This is a genomic window from Rahnella sp. ChDrAdgB13, from assembly GCF_017655185.1.
GTDB lineage: Bacteria > Pseudomonadota > Gammaproteobacteria > Enterobacterales > Enterobacteriaceae > Rahnella > Rahnella contaminans.
This window is the reverse complement of record NZ_JAEMGT010000092.1, coordinates 49,028-70,143: the sequence shown is the minus strand read 5'-3', so window position 1 is coordinate 70,143 and position 21,116 is coordinate 49,028. Positions and strand designations below refer to the sequence as shown.

General features: G+C 54.1%; 16 protein-coding genes. 6 read left to right on the top strand and 10 right to left on the bottom strand.

Translation table 11 applies throughout. From position 1 onward, the window contains the following. Window positions 1–36: 36 nt before the first annotated feature. The 8 genes from mgtA to J8X26_RS21170 all read right to left on the bottom strand — a co-directional run bounded on the left by mgtA (window position 37) and on the right by J8X26_RS21170 (window position 11,531). Complete coding sequence (gene mgtA, locus J8X26_RS21205; protein ID WP_208951866.1) at window positions 37–2,742, bottom strand: magnesium-translocating P-type ATPase; 2,706 nt, start codon at window positions 2,740–2,742, stop codon at window positions 37–39. 319 nt (window positions 2,743–3,061) lie between these two features. After that, window positions 3,062–3,307, bottom strand: coding sequence for a hypothetical protein (locus tag J8X26_RS21200; protein WP_152323923.1), 246 nt, complete (start codon window positions 3,305–3,307; stop codon window positions 3,062–3,064). Window positions 3,308–3,629: 322 nt separating this feature from the next. Continuing rightward, complete coding sequence (locus tag J8X26_RS21195; RefSeq protein WP_208951865.1) at window positions 3,630–4,850, bottom strand: glycoside hydrolase family 5 protein; 1,221 nt, start codon at window positions 4,848–4,850, stop codon at window positions 3,630–3,632. A 194-nt stretch (window positions 4,851–5,044) separates the two neighbouring features. Then, window positions 5,045–5,725 carry an oligogalacturonate-specific porin KdgM family protein gene (locus J8X26_RS21190; protein WP_152323925.1) on the bottom strand — a complete coding sequence of 227 codons (681 nt, stop codon included), beginning with the start codon at window positions 5,723–5,725 and terminating at the stop codon, window positions 5,045–5,047. Window positions 5,726–5,791: 66 nt separating this feature from the next. Further along, complete coding sequence (locus J8X26_RS21185) at window positions 5,792–7,960, bottom strand: right-handed parallel beta-helix repeat-containing protein (protein WP_208951864.1); 2,169 nt, start codon at window positions 7,958–7,960, stop codon at window positions 5,792–5,794. A gap of 86 nt (window positions 7,961–8,046) precedes the next feature. Further along, window positions 8,047–9,612 (bottom strand): MFS transporter, encoded by a 1,566-nt coding sequence (locus J8X26_RS21180; RefSeq protein ID WP_208951863.1) that lies wholly within the window; start codon window positions 9,610–9,612, stop codon window positions 8,047–8,049. A 389-nt stretch (window positions 9,613–10,001) separates the two neighbouring features. Further along, window positions 10,002–10,982, bottom strand: coding sequence for a VirK/YbjX family protein (locus J8X26_RS21175; RefSeq protein WP_208951862.1), 981 nt, complete (start codon window positions 10,980–10,982; stop codon window positions 10,002–10,004). 195 nt (window positions 10,983–11,177) lie between these two features. After that, entirely contained in the window at window positions 11,178–11,531 is a 354-nt protein-coding gene (locus J8X26_RS21170; protein ID WP_208951861.1) for a helix-turn-helix domain-containing protein, read from the bottom strand. 122 nt (window positions 11,532–11,653) lie between these two features. Here J8X26_RS21170 and J8X26_RS21165 point away from each other — a divergent pair, with 122 nt between their 5' ends. Then, window positions 11,654–12,196, top strand: coding sequence for an NAD(P)H-dependent oxidoreductase (locus J8X26_RS21165; RefSeq protein WP_152323930.1), 543 nt, complete (start codon window positions 11,654–11,656; stop codon window positions 12,194–12,196). Window positions 12,197–12,269: 73 nt separating this feature from the next. On the opposite strand, the gene J8X26_RS21160 is transcribed toward J8X26_RS21165, so the two are convergent. Next, window positions 12,270–13,352: an oxidoreductase gene (locus J8X26_RS21160; protein ID WP_208951860.1), complete on the bottom strand. Its 1,083-nt coding sequence runs from the start codon at window positions 13,350–13,352 to the stop codon at window positions 12,270–12,272. 223 nt (window positions 13,353–13,575) lie between these two features. Between J8X26_RS21160 and J8X26_RS21155 the strand changes: the two genes are divergently transcribed. Both J8X26_RS21155 and J8X26_RS21150 read left to right on the top strand, forming a co-directional pair. Next, window positions 13,576–14,643 (top strand): sugar ABC transporter substrate-binding protein, encoded by a 1,068-nt coding sequence (locus J8X26_RS21155; RefSeq protein WP_208951859.1) that lies wholly within the window; start codon window positions 13,576–13,578, stop codon window positions 14,641–14,643. A 9-nt stretch (window positions 14,644–14,652) separates the two neighbouring features. Then, window positions 14,653–15,900 carry an LVIVD repeat-containing protein gene (locus J8X26_RS21150; protein WP_208951858.1) on the top strand — a complete coding sequence of 416 codons (1,248 nt, stop codon included), beginning with the start codon at window positions 14,653–14,655 and terminating at the stop codon, window positions 15,898–15,900. Between the two features lie 27 nt (window positions 15,901–15,927). On the opposite strand, the gene J8X26_RS21145 is transcribed toward J8X26_RS21150, so the two are convergent. Then, window positions 15,928–16,839: a DMT family transporter gene (locus J8X26_RS21145; protein WP_152323934.1), complete on the bottom strand. Its 912-nt coding sequence runs from the start codon at window positions 16,837–16,839 to the stop codon at window positions 15,928–15,930. 350 nt (window positions 16,840–17,189) lie between these two features. Here J8X26_RS21145 and J8X26_RS21140 point away from each other — a divergent pair, with 350 nt between their 5' ends. From J8X26_RS21140 to J8X26_RS21130, 3 genes are all read left to right on the top strand, one after another. After that, window positions 17,190–18,635, top strand: coding sequence for a DHA2 family efflux MFS transporter permease subunit (locus tag J8X26_RS21140; RefSeq protein ID WP_152323935.1), 1,446 nt, complete (start codon window positions 17,190–17,192; stop codon window positions 18,633–18,635). A 50-nt stretch (window positions 18,636–18,685) separates the two neighbouring features. Further along, window positions 18,686–19,579, top strand: coding sequence for a dihydrodipicolinate synthase family protein (locus J8X26_RS21135; protein ID WP_152323936.1), 894 nt, complete (start codon window positions 18,686–18,688; stop codon window positions 19,577–19,579). Between the two features lie 181 nt (window positions 19,580–19,760). Further along, window positions 19,761–21,113: an SrfA family protein gene (locus J8X26_RS21130; protein ID WP_152323937.1), complete on the top strand. Its 1,353-nt coding sequence runs from the start codon at window positions 19,761–19,763 to the stop codon at window positions 21,111–21,113. Window positions 21,114–21,116: the final 3 nt, after the last annotated feature.

The window sequence follows — 21,116 nt, the reverse complement described above, 5'->3', positions numbered from 1 at the left end:
GCGGCACCGGTCAGGTTTTAATGAAAAATCAGGACATCAGAACCACTGTTTAAAACGACGGATGTAGAACGTTTTCATGCCCTGTGCGACGCAGCAGTACGCCAGCAGCGTACCGGCCAGCCACGGGAAGTATTGCCACGGCAGCGCCTGTAACCCGACGATCGGCCCCAGCGGAGAGAACGGCACGTAGATACCCACGGCCATCACCAGCCCGGTCATCAGCATCACCGGCCACGCCGCCGTGCTCTGGATGAACGGGATTTTCTGGGTACGCAGCATATGCACCACCAGCGTCTGGGACAGCAGCCCTTCCACAAACCAGCCGGACTGGAACAGCGTCTGCATATGTTCACTGTTGGCGCTGAACACGTACCACATCAGGGCAAACGTCGTCATGTCGAAAATGGACGATGTCGGGCCAATCCACACCATGAAACGGCCAATGTTTTTGGCATCCCATTTACGCGGTTTTTTCAGGAACTCCTTGTCAATTTTGTCCCACGGCAGCGCCAGCTGGGAGATGTCGTACATCAGGTTTTGCAGCAACAGCTGAATCGCCAGCATCGGCAGGAACGGGATAAACGCACTGGCAACCAGGACGGAAAACACGTTGCCGAAGTTGGAACTGGCGGTCATGTTCAGGTATTTCATGATATTCCCGAACGTCTCGCGCCCTTTCAGCACGCCCTCTTCCAGCACCATCAGGCTTTTTTCCAGCAGGATAATATCGGCAGATTCTTTGGCAATATCCGTACCGCTGTCGACGGAAATCCCGACGTCCGCATCACGCAATGCCGGTGCATCGTTGATACCGTCACCGAGGAATCCGACCGTGTGGCCGTTGGCCTGCAACGCTTTCAGCACCCGCGATTTTTGCAGCGGCGTCAGTTTTGCAAACACCGTGCGCTCTTCCACCAGCTCACGCAGCGTGGCGTCATCGAGGCGTTCAATCTGCGGCCCGAGCAGCGGTTCACCCGGTTCTAATCCCACCTGATGACAGATGCGGCTGGTCACGACGGCGTTATCACCGGTCAGCACTTTTACGCCCACGCCGATATCACGCAGCGCCGCAATGGCCGGGCCGGCAGATTCTTTCGGCGGATCAAGGAAGGTCAGGAACCCCTGCAGGATCAGGTCGTGCTCATCGGTTGTGCCGTACTGTTTTTTCGCCTCACTTTTGCGGATGTCGCGGGTCGCCACCACCAGCACGCGGAACCCTTCCTGGTTGTAGTCATTCGCCAGCGCCAGCAGTGCCTCACGGCGTGCCGGAGTCAGTTCCACCACCGCGCCGTTTTCCTGCATGTGGGTGGAAATACTCAGCATCTCTTCTACCGCACCTTTACAGATCAGCAGATGATTTTCCTTCGCATCCTTCACCACAATCGACAGACGGCGGCGGACGAAATCGAACGGCATTTCATCCACTTTGCTGTAACCCTGAGGCCGCGTGAATGGTGAAACGCCATTCTCGGAGAAGTGCAGAACCGCCTGGTCCATCAGGTTTTTGATGCCGCTCTGGTGATAACTGTTCAGCCACGCCAGCGCCAGCACGGATTCGTCTTTTGCTCCTTTTGTGTCGATGTGGTGCTCAAGAATGATTTTGTCCTGCGTCAGCGTGCCGGTTTTATCGGTACACAGAATGTCCATCGCGCCTAGGTTCTGAATGGCGTTCAGACGTTTGACGACCACTTTGCGTTTTGCCATCGCCATCGCGCCCTTCGCCAGATTGGCGCTGACGATCATTGGCAACATTTCCGGCGTCAGCCCGACGGCGACCGCGACGGCAAACAGCAGCGCGTCCCACCATTCGCCTTTCATGATACCGTTGATCAGGAAGACCACCGGTACCATCACCAGCATGAAGCGGATCAGTAGCCCGCTGACGCTGTTCACGCCGCGATCAAACGCCGTCTGCACGCGGGTGCCGACAATGGCTTTCGCCAGCGAGCCAAAATACGTTCTTGCCCCGGTCGCCACGACAACGGCCTGCGCCGTGCCGCTGACTACGTTGGTGCCCATGAAACAAATGTTGGGAATATCCAGCAGGTTTTCATTTTCCGCACTCACGTCGCTGGCCGATTTCTGCGCCACGTCGCCCAGCGTGTCGTACTTCTCAACCGGCAAAGCTTCACCGGTCAGCACGGCCTGGCTGATGAACAGATCCCGCGATTCAATCAGACGGACATCTGCCGGGATCAAATCGCCCGCATAAAGTTGCACGATGTCGCCGACGACCAGTTCGCGCATCGGGATTTCACGCAGCGAACCGGCTTTTCCCATGCGGTCACGGCGCAGCACCGTGGCCGTGGTTCTGACCATGGCTTTCAGCGCTTCAGCCGATTTCGCCGAGCGATATTCCTGCCAGAAACGGACAAGCCCGCTCAGCACCACCATCGTGCCGATGATGTAAACCCCGGTAAGATCGGTTTCTTCTCCGGCGCGCAGCGGGAACCAGAAATCGGTGAAGAAGCTGATGACGGCCAGCACGGCTAACACATAGATGAACGGGTTGTTAAAGGCTTTAACCATCTGAATCAGCGCGTGAGGCGGCTTGTCGTGGGCGACTTCGTTGTAACCTTCTTTCTCCAGACGTGTAGCGGCACTCGCTTCCGTCAGGCCGTCGCGTGTGGCGTTAACATTAATCAGCGTAACCGCGACGCCGTTTTTCGCTTCCTGCGCGGCACGCATGGAGAGCGTCTGTTGTTTCTTTTTTTCTTGTGTGGTGTTGTTTTGTACAGTCATGGTGGTGCTCCTGTCGCGCAACAATAGGGGCGTTATATCTGTAAGCCTTATTTCAGGCCGCAGAATATTGCCCGTATCGTCGAAACGATCGGTATTTTCATTTATTTTATGCAGGGCTGTTCGCTGTTTATTTTAAGATAAACAGAACAAGCCTTATTGTGTGTCTATTATTTCTGCTTCAGGTTTCGCCGGGCGGAATTATTCTCTGAAATAATTTAGTCGAACCCGTTCAACGGAATTAAATCAGCGATATTCCTGCCGGAAAACGATCAGGCAGTAATAATGACGAGATCCAGCGCGGGATAAACCACGGGCTAAATCAGGCGGGGGAAAACCGACTTTGAGGTTCTTCGCTGTCAGCCATGATGCAACGCTGTTCGAGCTGGCCGGTCACAGGACTGACGCGCCAGGTGGTCACGCGAAGATTCATGTTGCTGATTTTAGAAGAAAAAATTGAATGCGAGTCTTTGCCACGCGCAGACAGAACCCTGTCTCGGGACGGACGGACACGCAGAAGTGATGTCAGGGTTTTGACATCAGGATAAAGGATTGATTTGAAGTTCATAACACACCCCGGGACCGTAAACACTCAGGTTGAGGTGAGGTAACACAAGAGCATCAGGCTCTGGCGAGGCGCACCCAAACGATGAAATGATCACAGTCGATTTCATGTTTAATATTCCGAAGCACCGGTTCAGCGTCATTCGGGAAGCTACTAGATACAGTGTCCATTAGTCTCTTATGTTAAGTGAGGAAAGGCCGCAACTTCCGGCAGGTGCAATTTACGCATGCTGTATATTATTGTCAACCCGTAAACCGCTATTAAAAGTGTTCGTTTATATTTGGGCGAGGTTACGGCGAAATATAAACGAACATCAACAACCTTATTATTTCGTCGATGGCAGACTTTCTGCCAGCCTGCGGCTGATCGGTTCGAACTCCGGCGTTGCGCGGCGTTTCAGATTGTCTGGTTTATTTTGTTCAATCACCTGCCAGTATGACCACGGGACTTTACCTTTACCCAGTTCGTAATCCATCGCGTCCCAGCTGTCTTCGCGAAAACTGTAAAACGCCCAGTGCGCCTGATTTTTATCGAGCACGGAAAGAACGTCATTCAGATACTGACGGCAATCGTTCAGCATCCTCACGCAGCCAAACTCACCGGCGACCATGCGGCTGGCAGAAATGCCCCGCTGTTTAGCCCAGTCGAAAGGTTGCTGAAGATAATCCGCCACGCGTTTTACATCCCATCTTTCAGGCTTCCCGCTGAAAGGAACGTCGCCCGGATACGTAAAAGGCCGGTCGCGTTTGAGATTGGGTCCGCTGGTGGCTTCATAGGGTTCATACATGTGGAAACTGTACAGCACGCGCGCATCTTTGAGCGGCTCCGGCCAGTAACCGAAACTGTCAGCGGCAGCGTACCAGCCGCTGTCCACCATCACCGGTGTGACCGGATCCACCTCGCGAATGGCCTGAATCAGCAGGGTATAAAACGCCGGTAAATCACGCGCGGTGCCCTGATGCTGCTGATACCAGCGCTGCATATCGGCCTGTGACGCATGTTCCTTCACCCCGCCATTTTTCTCCGGGGCAGGTTCGTTGATGAAATTATAGGCCGCTACGCCGGGCGTATCTTTCAGCGCCCTGGCAAGGTCACGCCAGAAATCCGCGCTCTGCTGCCAGTATTTTTTATCCTGCCAAAGCCGTCCGTCAAATTTGTTGCCGTTGTTCTGCGACCAGCGCATCCCCGGCAGCGACAGCGGCGTGATCACCACTTTCAGCCCGGCGGCGTGTGCACGTTTGAGCGCAGCTTTCAACGTGGCCAGATCTTCCGGCACCAGCCCCTGATAATGGTCGGCGTCTCCCAGCAGGAAATCACGCTGTGCGGGTTTCCATTTGTCGTAAGACAGGCGCACCCAGCTTGCGCCATAGCCCCGCAACGCCGAAAAATACGCGTCGTCCGGCGGCAGGCGGTTGAAACTGTTGCCGCCATATTCAGGCGTATTCCAGAAAGCGATTTCATCGGCGGCGCGGGCTGGGGTTGAAACCAGGATGCTGAGCAACAAGGCGGCTAAGGACAGTTTTACAGGTTTAATTTTCAGGGTCATAAATTCCGTTTCATCAGTCAGTTTTTTGATCCGTAGTGACGTCATCATCTACGTGAATGCGCCACACTAGCGAAATCATGGCAAAACCGCATGCTCCCTCACCGGAAATTTGAACGGGCGCACGGAGTGAAACGAAAAATGCCGGTCAGCGCAAACTGACCGGCGGCATATTCAGGCATTAATTCCGGTATTTATCAGAATGAATATTGAATCCCTAAACGGAAACGCGTCTGACGTTCATCGGTGGTTTTTCTGACAGACACATCACCGACCTGAACATACGGTGTCCAGTTCTTATTGATATTGTAAGCGACCTTCAGATCCTGCTCATAATCCCATTTATCGTTGTCATATAAAATCTGGTCGCTGTGCTTATAAATATAGTTATATTCAAATCGCCAGTCGGCAAGACGATATCCCAGCCAGATTTCACCGCGGTTGGTTTTACGGTCTTCGGTATTTTCTTTGGTATAACGGGTATATTCGTAACGATAGCGCGCATTAAAGTAAATACCGCTGTCGAAGGTATATCCGGCAGTTAAAAACGGTTTGTAGATGCTGCTGTCAGAACTGGATTCGAGCGTAAATCCCGGTTGCAGGAAGAACGCTGGCGTCACTTTATACTGATAGCTGATGGTGCTTTCAGTGCCGTTATCCACCAGATTATTAAAGGGTTTGTTCGGATTGTCACCGCCGGATTTCCACTTGGCTTCCAGTGAGAAACCGAAGCCATTGGCGAACCGGTGTGAGACTAACGCCCTGTCTTTATGTTGTTTACTGTCATCGAGCCATTCATGGCGAAGGTCGATCGTCACGGCCTGGCTGCTGGCGCTGGCCAGCAGCAGACCGCAGATCAGCAGTCTGTTATTTTTCATTTTTAAAGTCCCAGAGATATTGAGTTTTTTATTTTATAAGTAATGCTTGTTATTCATTACGCCGCTTTATTTTTGTTTCAAAAAGTCAGCGTAATTAAATCCGCCGTCAGAAAAACGGGTAACCGGATCCGGCAGCCTGAGAGAAATAAACTCTCCCGGCGTAATTTCTTTACTCAGCGTATTCACGCTTTTGTTATTCAGATAAAAATAATTACTCTCATCGATATTACCGCTGACAGAATCGTCATATTTGCCCGGCGTGGTGCGCACCGATATGTTGTCTTTGAATACGCCCTGCTTATCCGCGGTGGTGTACGGCGACGGACGGAACAGGAAATTGAAGCGTTTGTTGTCCACTGCGCGGTTGCCTTCCACGTAAAGCGCGCCGGGGTTGAAGTTGTCGGTGAAGCCGTCCATTCCGTTTTCCACCGCCACGCTGTTCAGCACGCGGTGCGCCACCGGCAGGCCTTCTCCGCCGAGCTTAAATCCGTTACTGCCGTTGTGAACCGACAAGCTGTTTTCGATCGTGACGCTGCCGTTCGGGCCGTCCTCGATTTTATTGAACAGGTCGAATCCGTCATCCACGTTGTCATGTGAATAGCAGTTCACCAGCCGGTTGCCCTCGCCCGCGCGCATTTTCACTGCAAAACCGTCGGCATTTTTACGCCCAGGATCCTGATTTCCCCAGGATTCAGAATTGCTGATGAGGTTATGGCTGGCCCACAACGCCCGGCCAATACCGTCCGGCGAAGCCACCCAGATGCCGGTATCGTCGGCATGATGGGCTTTAACGCGGTCAATATGGTTATGACTTCCGGCAATATGAAAACTTTTCTGCGTGACGGTAATGCCCTGCACGTTCCAGAAACTGGCCTCGAGTTTTAATCCGTTAAACACCGCATTTTCGCCCAGCGGACGCAGCGTTTTCTGTTTTGCCAGAGTGCCGCTGGCGGTGGCCGGGATCACACTGGCCGGATAGTCACCGTCCGCCAGCCACAGGGTTCCGCCTGGCGCTAACAGATTCACCGCGCTGGCGAAATCCAGCGGATGCGCCTGCGAACCGTCGTTTTCAGCCGTTCCCTGCGGCGAGACATAAAGCGCATCAGGATTGCTGACCAGCGCCATACGAACCGCAAATTCCTGCGTCAGCGGTTTTCCGTTTTCCGGCGTAAACGTCACTTTCAGTGTGGTGGAAGGCTGCCCTGCGTGGAACGGCACGACAACCACTTTGCCGCCCTGAACGGTTTTCTGCCGTAACAGCGGTTTATTCGCTTCATCTATCTGCAACTGCCCGTCGCCGTTGGTGCGCAGTTGAAATACGCTGTCGCGGCGCGCGACGACCGGCGAGGACATGAATTCAATGCGCGGTTTCAGTGACGGTGTCACGTAAGCCGCCGAAGGCAAGGAATGCGCTTCGCTGAGTGTCAGCTTAGCGTGACTGACCGTGATCCTGGCATTGCGAGAAGCGAAGAAACCGACGTAATACCCGGCTTTATCGAGCTGTGTGACCCGATCTGCGCCTTCAACGGATTTTACCGTCCACTGGTCGCTGCCCTGTGGCGCATAGGCGACATCAAAACCGCTGTCCGTTCGCGTCAGCCGCAGTGAGAAATGTGCGGGCGTGGTCAGCGGATGGTATTCCTCGCGCACAATGCCGATCCCGGTATTTCCCCACGGCTGTTTGACGCCCTGCCGTGCAATCAGTACCACGACCGGCGGTTTATCGCCCACTGCCATCACGCTGTTCATCACCATATTTGAGGCTGCCGGTAACTCCTCAATGCCCGGTTTGGTGACGGGCTCGCGCGGTGCGCCGAGAATGTCGCGCACCAGTAATCCCGCACCTTCCTGACCCGCCGGTTTTGCGCCGTTTTCCGGGCCAAACTGATCGAGCGTGATATCGGCTTCCAGCTGGAAATTCGACTCGGCGGGCAGACGCGTATAAAAATAGGTCAGGCCGTCGTGGCTGTTCCCCACTTTTCCGCCGCGACTTTCCAGCGTGAACGGCGTGGTCAGCGGAACACCCGTTTCGGGAACGGGCTTGTTATCCGCCAGACGCACTTCGTTCATGCCGATTTTTTCCGGCAATACGTTGGTGGCGAAATTGACGTCTGTGGACTGACCAAAAGTGATGCTGTGCCAGCGCAGATTTCCCGGTTCAGGCAATGCGGCGGCTACGCTGTGTGCGCTGATCCCGAAGGAGAGCGCGACCACAGCCAGTTTGTATTCCCACATAGATTTTCTCATCCTTAAAAAATACGGGGTTGCTGGCCGGTTATCCCGGCCAGCCGGTGAGTTCAAAATACAGGGTGACGCTGAGATTACGGCTGTTGCGTGGTGCCGGTCAGCGGTTTAGGCACGTCCACACTGACGGCGGGCGTGTTGAAAATTTTGCGGCACACAGCGCTGTTGCCCCAGCATTCCTCATACGGATGGCCGATCAGATCTTCCATGACCGCACGTGCGTCTGGCTTGATATGGCCGATGGCGCCACCCGCTTTGATACGCGCCACTTCGCCGAGCACCACCAGATGCGTTTTACGGTTCAGTTTCATTTGTTTACTGAACACCATCGCCATCAGCGCAAGGCCAATTACGCCAATGCAGAACACCAGCGCAATCGCCATCACCGCGCTTTCGGGCTGGGTATGTGATTTGGACTGGAAGCCGTAGAAGCTCAGGATGGCGCCCATCACAAACACAATCACCGAGCGCATCAGCTTGCCGGAGAAGGTCATCGCACCCGCGTAGATCCCTTCGCGACGACGGCCGGTAAAGGCTTCATCCACATCGGCCAGGAAGGTGTATACCGTCCACGGAATGTAGTAAACGCCGCCGGTGCCGATACCGAAAATCACGGTAATGGTCAGCATCGCCACGGTCGCGTACTGCTGCGGCAGGTGCAGGAAATGCAGCAGGCTGTAGCAAAGGACGGAGAACACCACAATTCCCAGCGCCAGAATATAAGGCTTGCTGAAACCGTGTTTCACACAGATACCGATGAAAATCGCGGTAGAGAACAGTTGCAGTATAGAGTTCAGGCTGCTCAGCCCGGCGACCATGGCCGGGTCATATTGCAGCACGAAAATGATGAAGTAGGTAAAGACCGACGCGAACAGCCATTCCGCACCAAATCCGCACAGATACATGCCCAGATGTTTACGGAATACGTGCAGGTGGAACGTCGATTTCATATCACGCACCAGCGTCAGCATGGTTTTGCCGAGGCTCATTTTGGTGTCGTCAACCGGCGTAGTCTCTTCCACCGGGCGTTCCCAGGAAGACAAATACAGCAGGCCGATGGCAACGAACAGGATCACCCCATACGTCAGCGCCGTGAAGAAGAATGGCTGCGCGGAGTCTTTGCCGTAAATCAGGATGAACTGGCCGGGAATGAAAGCCGCAAGGAAGTTTGCCACTTTACCGAAAATCGCCTTGTAGCCGGTCAGTTTCGAACGGGCTGAAAAGTCGGTGGTCATTTCAGTGGCGAGCGTTTCATACGGCACCATGACCGAGGTATAAATCAGCTCGAACAGCACGTACGTAGACAGGTAATACCAGAATCCGAAGCCTTCGACCCACAGGAGCGGATAGAACATCATCAGCGGTACGCCGAGCAAAATGAAGAAACGGCGGCGGCCAAAGCGTTTGCCGAGGCGCGTTTTACCAAAGTTATCCGAGAGGTAACCCATCAGCGGGTTACTGATGGCGTCAATAATGCTGGCAACAGAGAAGATGGCTGAAGCCTGAAGCAGCGTCAGGCCACAAAAGGTGGTGTAGAAATAAAGCAGCCAGATCCCGGCAATCGCCAGTGCACCGCTGCCCAGCAGATTTCCACCGCCATACGCCAGCTGATGTTTAAATAAAATGGGTTTTTCTGTGTTCATGTGTCGTTCCGCCAGAGAGTTTATAAATATGAACCGCTGTTTCGTTTTTATAGAGATAGCGTTTTATATAGGCGGAGTGAATGAATTGATGTGAATCAGTTCACATTTGAAAGCGCGGCGGGTGATTTGTCAGGCAATTTTGCGATACGTGTAACATTCCCGTCCATCAAAACATCACAATTCGCGAGAACGTTCATTTTGCATTAGTTTGGAGTGGAATGGTTTGCTGACTATTATTAATTAAAATCAGGACGTTAACTGGTGAAAAATCTGAGGATTTCTTTTCACCTTAAAGTGAAAGGTCATGCATGAATGGAATAAAACAGGCCAGTCCCTGGCCATTTTGCCTGCTACAGCGGGTCATTCTGATTCATAAATCGCCCGGAAAATCAGGCTTTCAGCAGTGACGCTGTGCTTTCACCGAGTTCATCCAGCAAGGTATAGCGTTTACGGTATTCAGAACGTTTTTTGCTCGGGAGTTCTTCCATGGTTTTGCGGGGCAGTTCGAGCGGAACGTCATATAACGCGGATGAATACACCGTCGCGCTGATGGAATCCCAGAATTCGTTATAGCTGGCGACAAACACATTTTTCTTCCGGTGACGATAACGCAGGCTGCGGAAAACGTGTCCGGTATCGCTGACGGCAAGAATGCGTTTCACACCGGTAATTTCTGCAATGCGTTGCAGGCTTTCGAGTAACAGATGTTTTGGAAACAGTCCGTAGCAGGATTTGGTCGCCTGTTTAATCACTTCATGCGGCGTTGAACGGTGCGCGCCCTGGAAACCGCCTACCACGATCGTCGGCCCTTCCGGGCTTTGCACCACACTGAACGTCAGTGCCGCAAGGCGGGTTTCATTCATGTACAGGAACATGTTGGCTTCACCTTCACGTTCTGATTTGCCGATGGAACCCAGCACAACACGGAAACTTTCGCCGTCTTTGCCTGTAAATTGCGTGACGGTGTAACCGCCAACGCTCAGCAAAGCATTTTTTAGCGTCGTATTGCTGAGGCTTTTAACAAATTCGTAGTGATCGACCAGCGCATCCGCACGCCCGGCGGACGGCAAACCGAGATACAGATAGGGCTTGTGAATTTTGTTGGGCAATTTTGTCTGTACGCTCAGCGCTTCCTGCCAGACCGGCTCTGCGGCCATCTTGTCGAGCACCTTCAATGTATCCAGCGGGTGCAACAAGGTTCGTACGGCGTATTTCACGCGAAACATGCGGTTTTTCCACAACGCATCCGGGGTACGCGCGCCACTCAGCAGATCCATAAACAGACTGAATCCACTGGTTTTTTTAATGTTTTTTCCAGCGGAGTAACTTCCACTGAGGGATTCTGTTTCGTTAAGGGGTGAGTGTTCCATGATTGATTTCCGGTGCCTGAAATAATCACGGTATCACCTGATTTTTAAACAATTTTACAACGTGGATTTAAAGAAGACCGGGGGTTTGGGAATATGTGCTGACCGTTTAGCTGCGGTTTACTTTACGCTTTCTTTACACAGCAACCCGCTTTTTCTGCACATTCATCGGTTAGGAAACATGACGCGATTAATCCGTCAGTTCAGCCGGTCAGTGCTGTGGACGTTTCCCCACTCGCACATCATGTCTAAAACCGGGATCAGCGACTGGCCTCTTTCAGAAAGGCTGTATTCCACTTTGGGCGGAATTTGTGGATATTCCTTTCTGATGATCAAACCGTCGCTCTCCAGCTCTTTCAGTGTGAGGCTGAGCGTTCTGAATGAGATTCTGCCCAGACGGCGTTTTAGCTCATTGAAACGCACCACAGGCGTAGCCCCGGTCAGCGAGTAAAGGATGATCATTTTATATTTCCCGCTGACCAGCGAAAGCGTGTAAGCGAACCCTGTTTCTTCCTGAAGCTCGCAGGAAATAGCGACCGCTTCTTCATTCATTACGCTATCCTTTTGTATAGTACCTATCATAAGTGACAGTATTGTACTTTAAATTAAAGCTCCCTATGATGCAAACATCAAGCAGACGCTGAAATACTTCATCGAATAAAGGGAGATATTATTTGAAAACGCTCATTGTGGTTATTCATCCAAATCTGAATGAATCTGTTATCAATAAACGATGGTTCCAGGAATTAACGCAATACCCCGATCTCTATACAGTCCATAATCTTTATCAGGCTTATCCTGACGGGATTATTGATGTCCAAAAAGAACAGCAGTTAATTGAGCAGCACGGCAATCTTGTTCTGCAATTTCCGCTGTACTGGTTTAACAGCCCGCCGCTGCTGAAACAATGGCTCGATGAAGTCTTCACCTATGGCTGGGCGTACGGGTCCACCAGCGGGCACAAGCTCAGAAACCGTAAGTTTTCTCTGGCCGTGAGCGCCGGTATTAAGGAAGAGGATTTTGCGCCTGAAGGACGTTATCAGCATTCGTTAAAAGAAATACTTTTGCCTTTCGAAATGACGGCCAGATATGTGGAGGCAAATTATCATCCCTTCTATGCTTTTTACGGCGCAGAGTATGAAGTATCGCCAGAGGAATTAGAGAATAGTGCAAAAGGTTATCGTGATTATCTTCAGTCTTTAGCATCAGTTTTATAAATTCAACCCGGCAAATGCCGGGTTTTTATTTGCGGAATATTAAGTCGCCGCCGCGCGACTTATTATCCATAAATTAAAAGTTTTCCACAAATTCAAATGCCAGACGCAACTGTTCTGCATTCGGATTTCCCGGCAACAGATGAATAGATTCTCCAGCCTGCAAGGTGCGTTCAAGCAGCCGTGAGATCTGTGCTTCGTCAAGAATATCCACCTGCAACTGCGCCAGACTGACAGGCAGGTCCAGCACGCGGTACAGCGCCGTCAGCTGTTGTACGACTTCCGGCTGATTGAGCAGCGCGCTCTGCACCAGGATGCCGTAAGCCACTTTGGTACCGTGCAGGAAAGCGTCAGTCTGTGGCAGCGCCGTCAGGCCGTTATGCACTGAGTGTGCGGCAGCAATGCGGGTATATCTGTCACCTAATCCCCCAACCAGCCCGCCACCGGCAATGATTGCGTCCAGTACGTTGAGGAAGGATTGCGTCAGCTGATTGTCGTCCTGCGCTTGCAAAGCCGCTTCACTTTCGTTGAGCAGAACGTCACGGATCGTCAGCGCCGTGTTCAGGCCGAGCCGCACCGTTAAAGGCAGAATTTCCGGTTGCGGGCTGAGCACCACCGCTTCATACCATTTCGCCAGCGTATCGCCGATACCGGCCAGCAGATATTCTTTTGGCGCATGCAGAATAATGCGCGGTTCCACCAGCACCAGATGGTTAGCGTCGTTGAAAATTTCATAGCGCAATGCCTGCCCTTCATCGTTGTACCAAACGGAAAGCGGCGTCCAGGCAGCACAGGTGGCGGCGATAGTAGGAATGGCAACAACCGGTAATCCGAGGCGACGGGCCACGACTTTCGCGGTATCCAGCACTGCGCCGCCGCCGATCCCAATCACGACCTGACGGTCTTCCCCGCCAATAGCCGCGATGCGCCGGACTTCGGTTTCGCTGCAATGGGTGCTGAACAACACACGCTTCGCCTGCGATGCGCTGAAGGCTTCGGGCAGATAGTCCTGCGCTGCCGCCAGTGCGCGTTCGCCGTAAATCCACAGCGCGTTATCCAGTTGTTGCGGCGAGTAAAACTGCGTCAGACGATCAATCGCACCGGGGAAAGAAAAGTAGTTTGCGGGGCCGGTAACCACGCGGATATCAGTATCACTCATGGGGAAATCCTTAAATTAGAAGCTGTTAACATCCTACGCCCGGACATCCGGATGGCTAATAATCTTTGGCATTAACTTATGCCTTTTAGTTCGTTGCCAATCACTACCCTGTCATCAAAACTCGGACAATCAATTCATTAACGTATTCTAAAAGTCTCCCCAAAGGCCTGCATGAATTGTCTTCCCGTTTGAATGATGATTAACCACACACAGGGTAATTGAAATGAAACTGTTCTCCTCTTCATTGCTGGCATTAAGTTTGTTGTCGGTCTTTCCTTCTTTTGCGGCAGACACCGCCGCGATACCAAAAGCCATTGCCGATCATAAAGGGCCGGTGCGCATTGCGGTGATCCGCAATCTGGGCTCGGACGATAACACTACGCAATTTGTCTCCGGCGCGATCCAGGAAGGCCGCAAGTTAGGTTTTCAGGTCAGCACGTTTCTGAGTAACGGCGATGACGCCAAATTCCAGGATTTCGTCAATCAGGCCATCAGCCAGAAATATGACGGCATTATTTTGTCTCAGGGACGCGATCCGTACTCCACCGAATTGCTCAAACGCATTACCGCCAGCGGCATCGCGGTGTCGGTTTTTGATACCGCCGTCAGCGGTGACATTCCCGGCGTAACCGTGACGCAGCAGGATGATGCGTCGTTAACCGAAATGTCCATGGGCCAGCTGGTGAAGGATTTCAACGGCAAAGCCAATATCGTCAAACTGTGGGTCGCCGGTTTCCCGCCAATGGAACGTCGTCAGGATGCTTATAAAAAGCTGCTGAAATCCCAGCCGGGAATTCATGAACTCGAATCCGTCGGCGCGGTGTCTTCGGACGTTCAGGGCGATACGGCCAACAAAATTGGCGCGATTCTGGCTAAGTACCCGAAAGGCAAAATTGACGCCATCTGGGGGACGTGGGATGCGTTCAGTCAGGGCGCGTATAAAGCCTTGCAGGAAAATGGCCGCACGGAAATCAAACTCTACAGCATTGACATTTCCAATCAGGATATCGGCCTGATGCGTGAGGCAAACAGCCCGTGGAAACTGAGTGCGGCGGTCGATCCGAAACTGATCGGCGCGATTAACCTGCGTCTGGTTGCCAATAAAATTGCCGGCGAGAAAACGCCTGCCACCTATGATTTCAAAGCTTCTGCCATTCCGCAGGCATTGCTGACCAGCAATCCGGACGCCGTCAACGTCGCGTCGCTGGCGAAAGTCATTCCGGGCTGGGGTAAATCGGATGATTTCATCGCGCCGTGGTTTGCCACCCTCGAAGCCAGAAATAAGAAATAAGGCCGGAATATGACAACTCAATCTCTTCCGCAACCGGAATACAGCCGCAACATGCGGCTGATCGGGCACAGTGACCAGGGTGGAAAACCTGACGGCGTGCAGGTAATGGTTCACCGTGGTTATGCCTATATCGGCCATATGGTGTCGCAGGGTTTTTCTATCGTGGATGTCCGCGACCCGAAAAATCCGCGCCCTGCCGGTTTCGTCGCGGCACCGCCGGGCACCTGGAACGTACATTTACAGGCACACGACGATTTACTGCTGGTGATCAACGCCCGCGACTTGTTTGCCGACGTGCGTTTCGCCGATGAAAAAGTGTATTACACCCGTTCCGTCAGCGAGACGGTCAAAGGCACGCAACAGCGCGGCTGGAGCGCCGGTGTGCGGATTTTTGATATTTCGACGCCCGATCGGCCAAAAGAGATCGGATTTCTCGGGCTGGAAGGCATCGGCGTTCACCGCATCTGGTATGTCGGCGGGCGCTGGGCTTACGTTTCAGCACTGATCGACGGTTACAGTGATTACATTTTCCTGACTATCGATCTGGCTGACCCGCGTCACCCTCAGGTGGCCGGACGCTGGTGGTTACCGGGGATGCATACTGCGGGCGGTGAAACGCCGGACTGGGCGGAAGGCAAACGCTACGCGCTGCATCACGCGATCATCAGCGGGGATACGGCCTATGCCAGCTGGCGCGACGGCGGCCTGACGCTGCTGGATATCAAGGACCGGGCTGCACCGCAGCTGATTTCACACCGTAACTGGAGTCCGCCATTTGGTGGCGGTACGCACACCGCGCTGCCGTTGCCGGACCGGGATTTGCTGATCGTGCTCGATGAAGCGGTGCTGGATAATCAGGAAGACGGTGAGAAGCTGATCTGGGTATTCGACGTGCGCGAGCCGTCCTGTCCGGTGAGTATTTCCACATTTCCGCAGCCGGATGAGCGGGATTATGTCAGCAAAGGCGCGCATTTTGGCCCGCACAACCTGCATGAGAACCGGCCGGGCAGCTTTGTCAGCTCGACACTGATTTTCGCCACTTACCAGAATGCCGGTGTGCGCGCGTATGACATCACCAATCCGTATCAGCCGAAAGAGACCGGTGCGCTGGTGCCGGCGGCTCCGGCCAAAATGATGGATACCCGCCCCGGCAGGCCGCAGGTCATTCAGTCCTGCGACGTGTTTGTCGATGCGCAAGGCATCATCTACAGCACCGACTACAACGGTGGCCTGTCCATCATTGAGTATCTCGGTTAATGCTGCGCCGCGTCTGAATCTGCCAGTTTAAGACGCGGCGATTTTCTTTTCCGCCACCTTCTTCCCAGGGCTGAGTACCAGCCATACCGCCAGACAAATGAGCACACCGCCCGCAAAGAACCCTTCCGACAGCGTTTCATTGAGCAACAGATAGCCCCACAAAATACCAAACGGCGGGATCAGAAACGTCACGGTCATGCTGCGCAGCGGGCCGATATCGGCAATCAGGCGGAAATACAAAATATACGCCCAGGCCGTACAGACGAAACCGACCGCCAGTACGCACAGCCAGACCACCGGTTGCGCCCAACTGACCGGTGCACCGGTCGCGGAGGTATACACAAAGAATGGCAGCAGGAACAGCGTCGCGCCCAGCTGACTGCCGGTCGCTACCAGTTTCGGATCCAGCCCGCCGCGCTCGGAAATCCAGCGGCGCGTCAGGAACCCGGCCACCGCATAACAGCTGGTTGCTATCAGACAGGCGATCACGCCCGCCAGCAGCGACGACACGGACTGCGCCGTGCCGGTGGCGGTCAGCAGCGTAATGCCGAATAACCCCAGCAGCACGCCGAGCGCCTTTTTGAGCGTCACGCTTTCATGGAAAAACAACCCGCCCACGACCACCCCCATCAGTGGCGTCGTGGCATTGAGAATGGCCGAATACCCGGCGGGCAGCCAGCGCGCGGCCAGGCAGTACATCAGAAACGGCAGCCCGGAGTTGATCACGCCGAGCAGCAACGCACTGCGGAATTTCCCCTGATATTCCCGTGGTGTGCGCAGCACCGCCAGAATCACCAAAAGCCCGACAAACCCGAACAGCACCCGTAAAAACGCGGTATTGATCGCCCCGAACGCCGGAGACGCCACACGCATAAACAAAAAGCTCCCGCCCCAGATCGCCGCCAGCAACAATAAACGGCAATAATCGCCACTTTTCATTCATTTCTCCTTTTAGTTATGGGGTGATGTAGTTTTTTATTGCACCCTGATTGCCGTATTTGTTACGGGCGACCTGAATTATGTCAATGAGTGTAGCGAATGTGTTAACGGCCCATCCCTCTTTTTCTTGCTTTCTAATTGCGCATAAGGTGCTTTGCTACAGCAAGACCTTCCCCGCTCCGCTTCCAGACACACAGACGCCGCTTTGCTGCCGCACTTCCTGCCTAAAACCGCTCTTTTTGATCCTCCGCAGATCTATAACCGGCGCAAAGGTGTGTGATAGGTTTAATACTTATCATCTATCTTTCGCTGCGCCTTGCAGCGCCTTTGTGGTGTCCGGGACAGAATAAATGAGCCAGAGTAAATCGGATGCGTCAGAACATCCGCAGGGAGATTCCGCGGTTAACTCAGGAATTTCCGTTATTGCTTTATTGGTTGCAGCCGCTTTCTTCATGGAGTTTATCGACGGTACGGTGATTGCCACCGCGCTACCGCAAATGGCCCTGTCGTTCGGCGTTTCGGCGGTGGATCTGAATGCAGGGATGAGCGCGTATATGCTGACGCTGGCGGTGCTGATCCCGGCCAGTGGCTGGGCGGCGGAGCGCTTCGGGGCGCGCAATGTGTTCACCTTTGCGCTGGGCGTGTTTACGCTGGCTTCCCTGTTTTGTGCGCTGGCGACTAACGTCAGTGAATTTATCATTCTGCGCATTATACAGGGAATTGGCGGGGCCCTGATGGTGCCGGTCGGGCGTCTGACGGTGCTGAAAACCACGCCGAAACCGCAGCTGATTAAAGCCATCGCCACCCTCACCTGGCCTGCGCTGGTCGCGCCAATCCTCGGGCCGCCGCTCGGCGGTTTTATCACTCACTATGCTTCCTGGCACTGGATTTTCTACATCAACGTTCCGCTGGGAATTATCGCGATGATGCTTGCGTGGCGTCTTTTCCCGCAGGAAAAACCTGACCAGCCGAAACACTTCGATAAACCGGGTTTTCTGCTGACCGGCATGGCGATGCTCTCGCTGGTCACGGGGCTGGAACTGATCAGTCAGGACCACATTTTATGGATCACCGCTATTGCGCTGCTGGTGGTGGGCGTTGTGCTGTCTGTTCTGGCGTTACGGCATCTGCAACATGACCCCGCGCCCATGGTGCATCTGGGTTCGCTGGCGATCCCGACGTTTCGCATTAGCATGGGCGGCGGTTCGCTGTTTCGTGTGACGATCAGTGCCGTGCCTTTCCTGCTGCCGCTGATGTTGCAGGTGGGTTTCGGGATGGATCCTTTCCATGCCGGGCTGCTGGTTCTGGCGGTTTTTGCCGGGAATCTGGCGATGAAACCGGCGACTACACCGCTGATCCGCCGTTTCGGATTCCGGCCTGTGCTGGTGGTGAACGGATTACTGAGCGTTTTCTCGCTGCTGTTTTGTGCATTTCTGACGCCGGGAACCCCCGACTGGCTGGTGATGTTGCTGCTGTTTCTCGGTGGCCTCAGCCGTTCGATGCAGTTTACCGGCATCAGCACGCTGGCATTTTCTGATGTTCCGGCCCGACAAATGGCCGATGCCAATACGCTGTTCAGCACGGTTTTGCAGCTTTCCGTCGGGCTGGGCATTACCGTCGGCGCACTCGGTACGCGGCTCGGCGAACAGCTGATCGCTGCGATGCACTGGGATTCAATTCCCGGCCTGAGTTTTAAAGTCGCGTTCGTGGTGATTGCAATCCTCACACTCATTGGCTGGCTGGATATATTGCGGCTGAAACCTGACGCCGGTGTCGCGGTGTCCGGCAAAAAGTGAATGATGACGCTATGATTACCCGGGCTATTTAACTTCTTTTGGAGAGACCGATGTTCACAGGATTAAGCGCTTTTCCTCTTACGCCGCTTTCGGTAAACGGCATTGACGAGAACTCTTTTGTCAGGCTGATTGACCGGCTGGTCAGCGCAGGCGTGGATTCCATTGGTGCGCTGGGTTCGACGGGCAGTTACGCCTATCTGACCCGCGAAGAGCGCGCCCGCGTTGCACGTCTGGCGGTTGAAAATGCGGGTGATGTGCCGGTGATGGTCAGTATCGGTTCTGTGCGGACCTCTGATGTGTTACGTCTGGCTGAAGATGCCCAGCAGGCGGGCGTGAAGTCGGTATTACTGGCACCGGTGTCGTACCAGAAACTCACCGAAGAGGAAGTGTTTACGCTGTATGAAACGGTGTCCCGTAACCTGTCGGTGCCATTGTGCGTTTACGATAATCCGAATACGACTCACTTTGAGTTCTCCGACGAGTTGTATGTACGCGTCGCGCAATTACCGCACGTTGCCAGCATCAAAATCCCCAACCTTTCGCCGGATCCGGTCGCAACCCGCCAGCGTCTGGATGCGCTGCGCGCCTTACTGCCGGCACATATCGCACTGGGTGCTGCGGGGGATCTGGCCGCAGCAACCGTGCTGACACAGGGCGGCGACGTCTGGTATTCAGTTATTGGCGGTTTGTTCCCGGAAATTCCGGTCGCCATTGCCCGCGCGGCGAAAAGTGGGAATGCGGAGCGCGCTCAGGCGTTATCGGCGCAGCTTGAGCCGTTATGGGTGTTATTCAGAAAACACGGCAGTGTCCGCGTCGTGGCCGCCGCCGCCGAATTACTGGGCATGGTTTCTGCGCCCTGCCTGCCGTTACCGCTAAAGTCTCTGGGCGGCGATGATCGTCAGCGTCTGGCGGCCGTACTCGAACAACTGGGTTTGCAGGCCTGATTTTGATGGCGGGCGTTTGTCCCGCCGTTATTCCCTTCTCTGTTCCCACGGCATAAACAGCCACCCTTTTTGTTGCTTATTCCCCCGTTTGATTTCGCTTAAATCCCCTAAAGTGTCAGCATCATGAACCTTTTCTGCCTGTTTTCTTCCGCAGCGCAAAACCAATAAAGGCTTTTCAGGCGTGGCAAAATCATTTTTACGCAGTGGCAGTCTCAACGACATCCTTGCGCTGGGCGAAAACGGGCAACCGGTTTACGCCTCAGCCCTGCAATTACGGGAAACCTTACGTCTGCGTAAACAACCTGCAATTGCCGATTGTCTGGCTATTCCGCAACTCAATGAAGCCGGTGACCGGCTTGACTGGTATTCACCGCGCGAAGGCAAAGTCGTGTCGTGGGCAGCGGCCACCGATGCGGCCCGTGCCTCCGCGCTGCGCCAGCTCGAAAACTGTCTGGATGCCGTGGCGCAAATCAGCAAAACGGCGAAAGCCTCTGAAAAATCCGCGAATCAGTTTTTCGGCTCCCTGCTGGAAAAGGCGTTTCGTTTCCCGGATCAGAACCACGTTTATCTGGTGGGCGGCCAGCCGGTACTGACGTTCTGGGGCTTTGTCAGTCTGGATAACACTCATAACGCCGACCCGTTTGCCGCTTTGCGTAATACGCTGAAAGCCGAAGAACCGCTGCCGACGCTGTCGCTCGCCGCCGAAAAACCGCGCGTGCAGGAACCGGTCATCGAACTGCCTCCGGCACCGCGCGTGATCAAAACTATTGAAGCCCGCGCCGCCGAACAGGAAAACGCAACACCTGAACCGGTCACTGCGCCGCGCCGTAAAAAATCACCGCTGATCTGGGCATTGCCGGTCGCGGCGCTGGTCTTCGCCGGTTCTGCTGCCGCCTGGTTGTATTCACGCGCACCTGAGCCAAAAGTGGAAACCGCCAAAACCGAAGCGCCAAAACCGGCGGCTGAACCGGTCGCGATTGCGCCACCACCGGTCGCAACGGAATTGAAAGCGCCGGAACCGGAGGTTGCGAAACCGGCTCCGGCCGCCCTGCCGGTGGCTCAGGCTGCGGTGGTTGTTCCTGCGCCTGAACCGGTGGCAGAAGCCGAGAAGAACCCGGTCGTTGCTGAGCCAGCGCCTGCACCGGTCAGCAAAAACTCGCTGGTGCTGCCAGCGGACGCCGTAAAAATCGGTTCAACCAAATTCCTCAACGGTAACTGGACCGCCATCGTCGATATTAAAGATCCGGTGACAGGCAAACCGCCGGTGCTGCGTTATCAGATTAAACAAGGTCAGGGAACGGTGAAAATCACCTACGGCGCGGGTGTGACTTGTCACGCTGAGACGGGCGCAGGCCTGATGCAGTCGGGCAAGCTGGTGATCAACAGCCGCTACAGAGCGAAATGCAGCGACGGTTCCCGTTATCAGATGCCGGAAATCAGCTGTACTCAGGGCGCCACGGGCGCGGCGGTGTGTCAGGGGCGTTACAACGGTGACACGGTTTACCCAATTACCATGAAGCGCGAAGGTAAATAACAG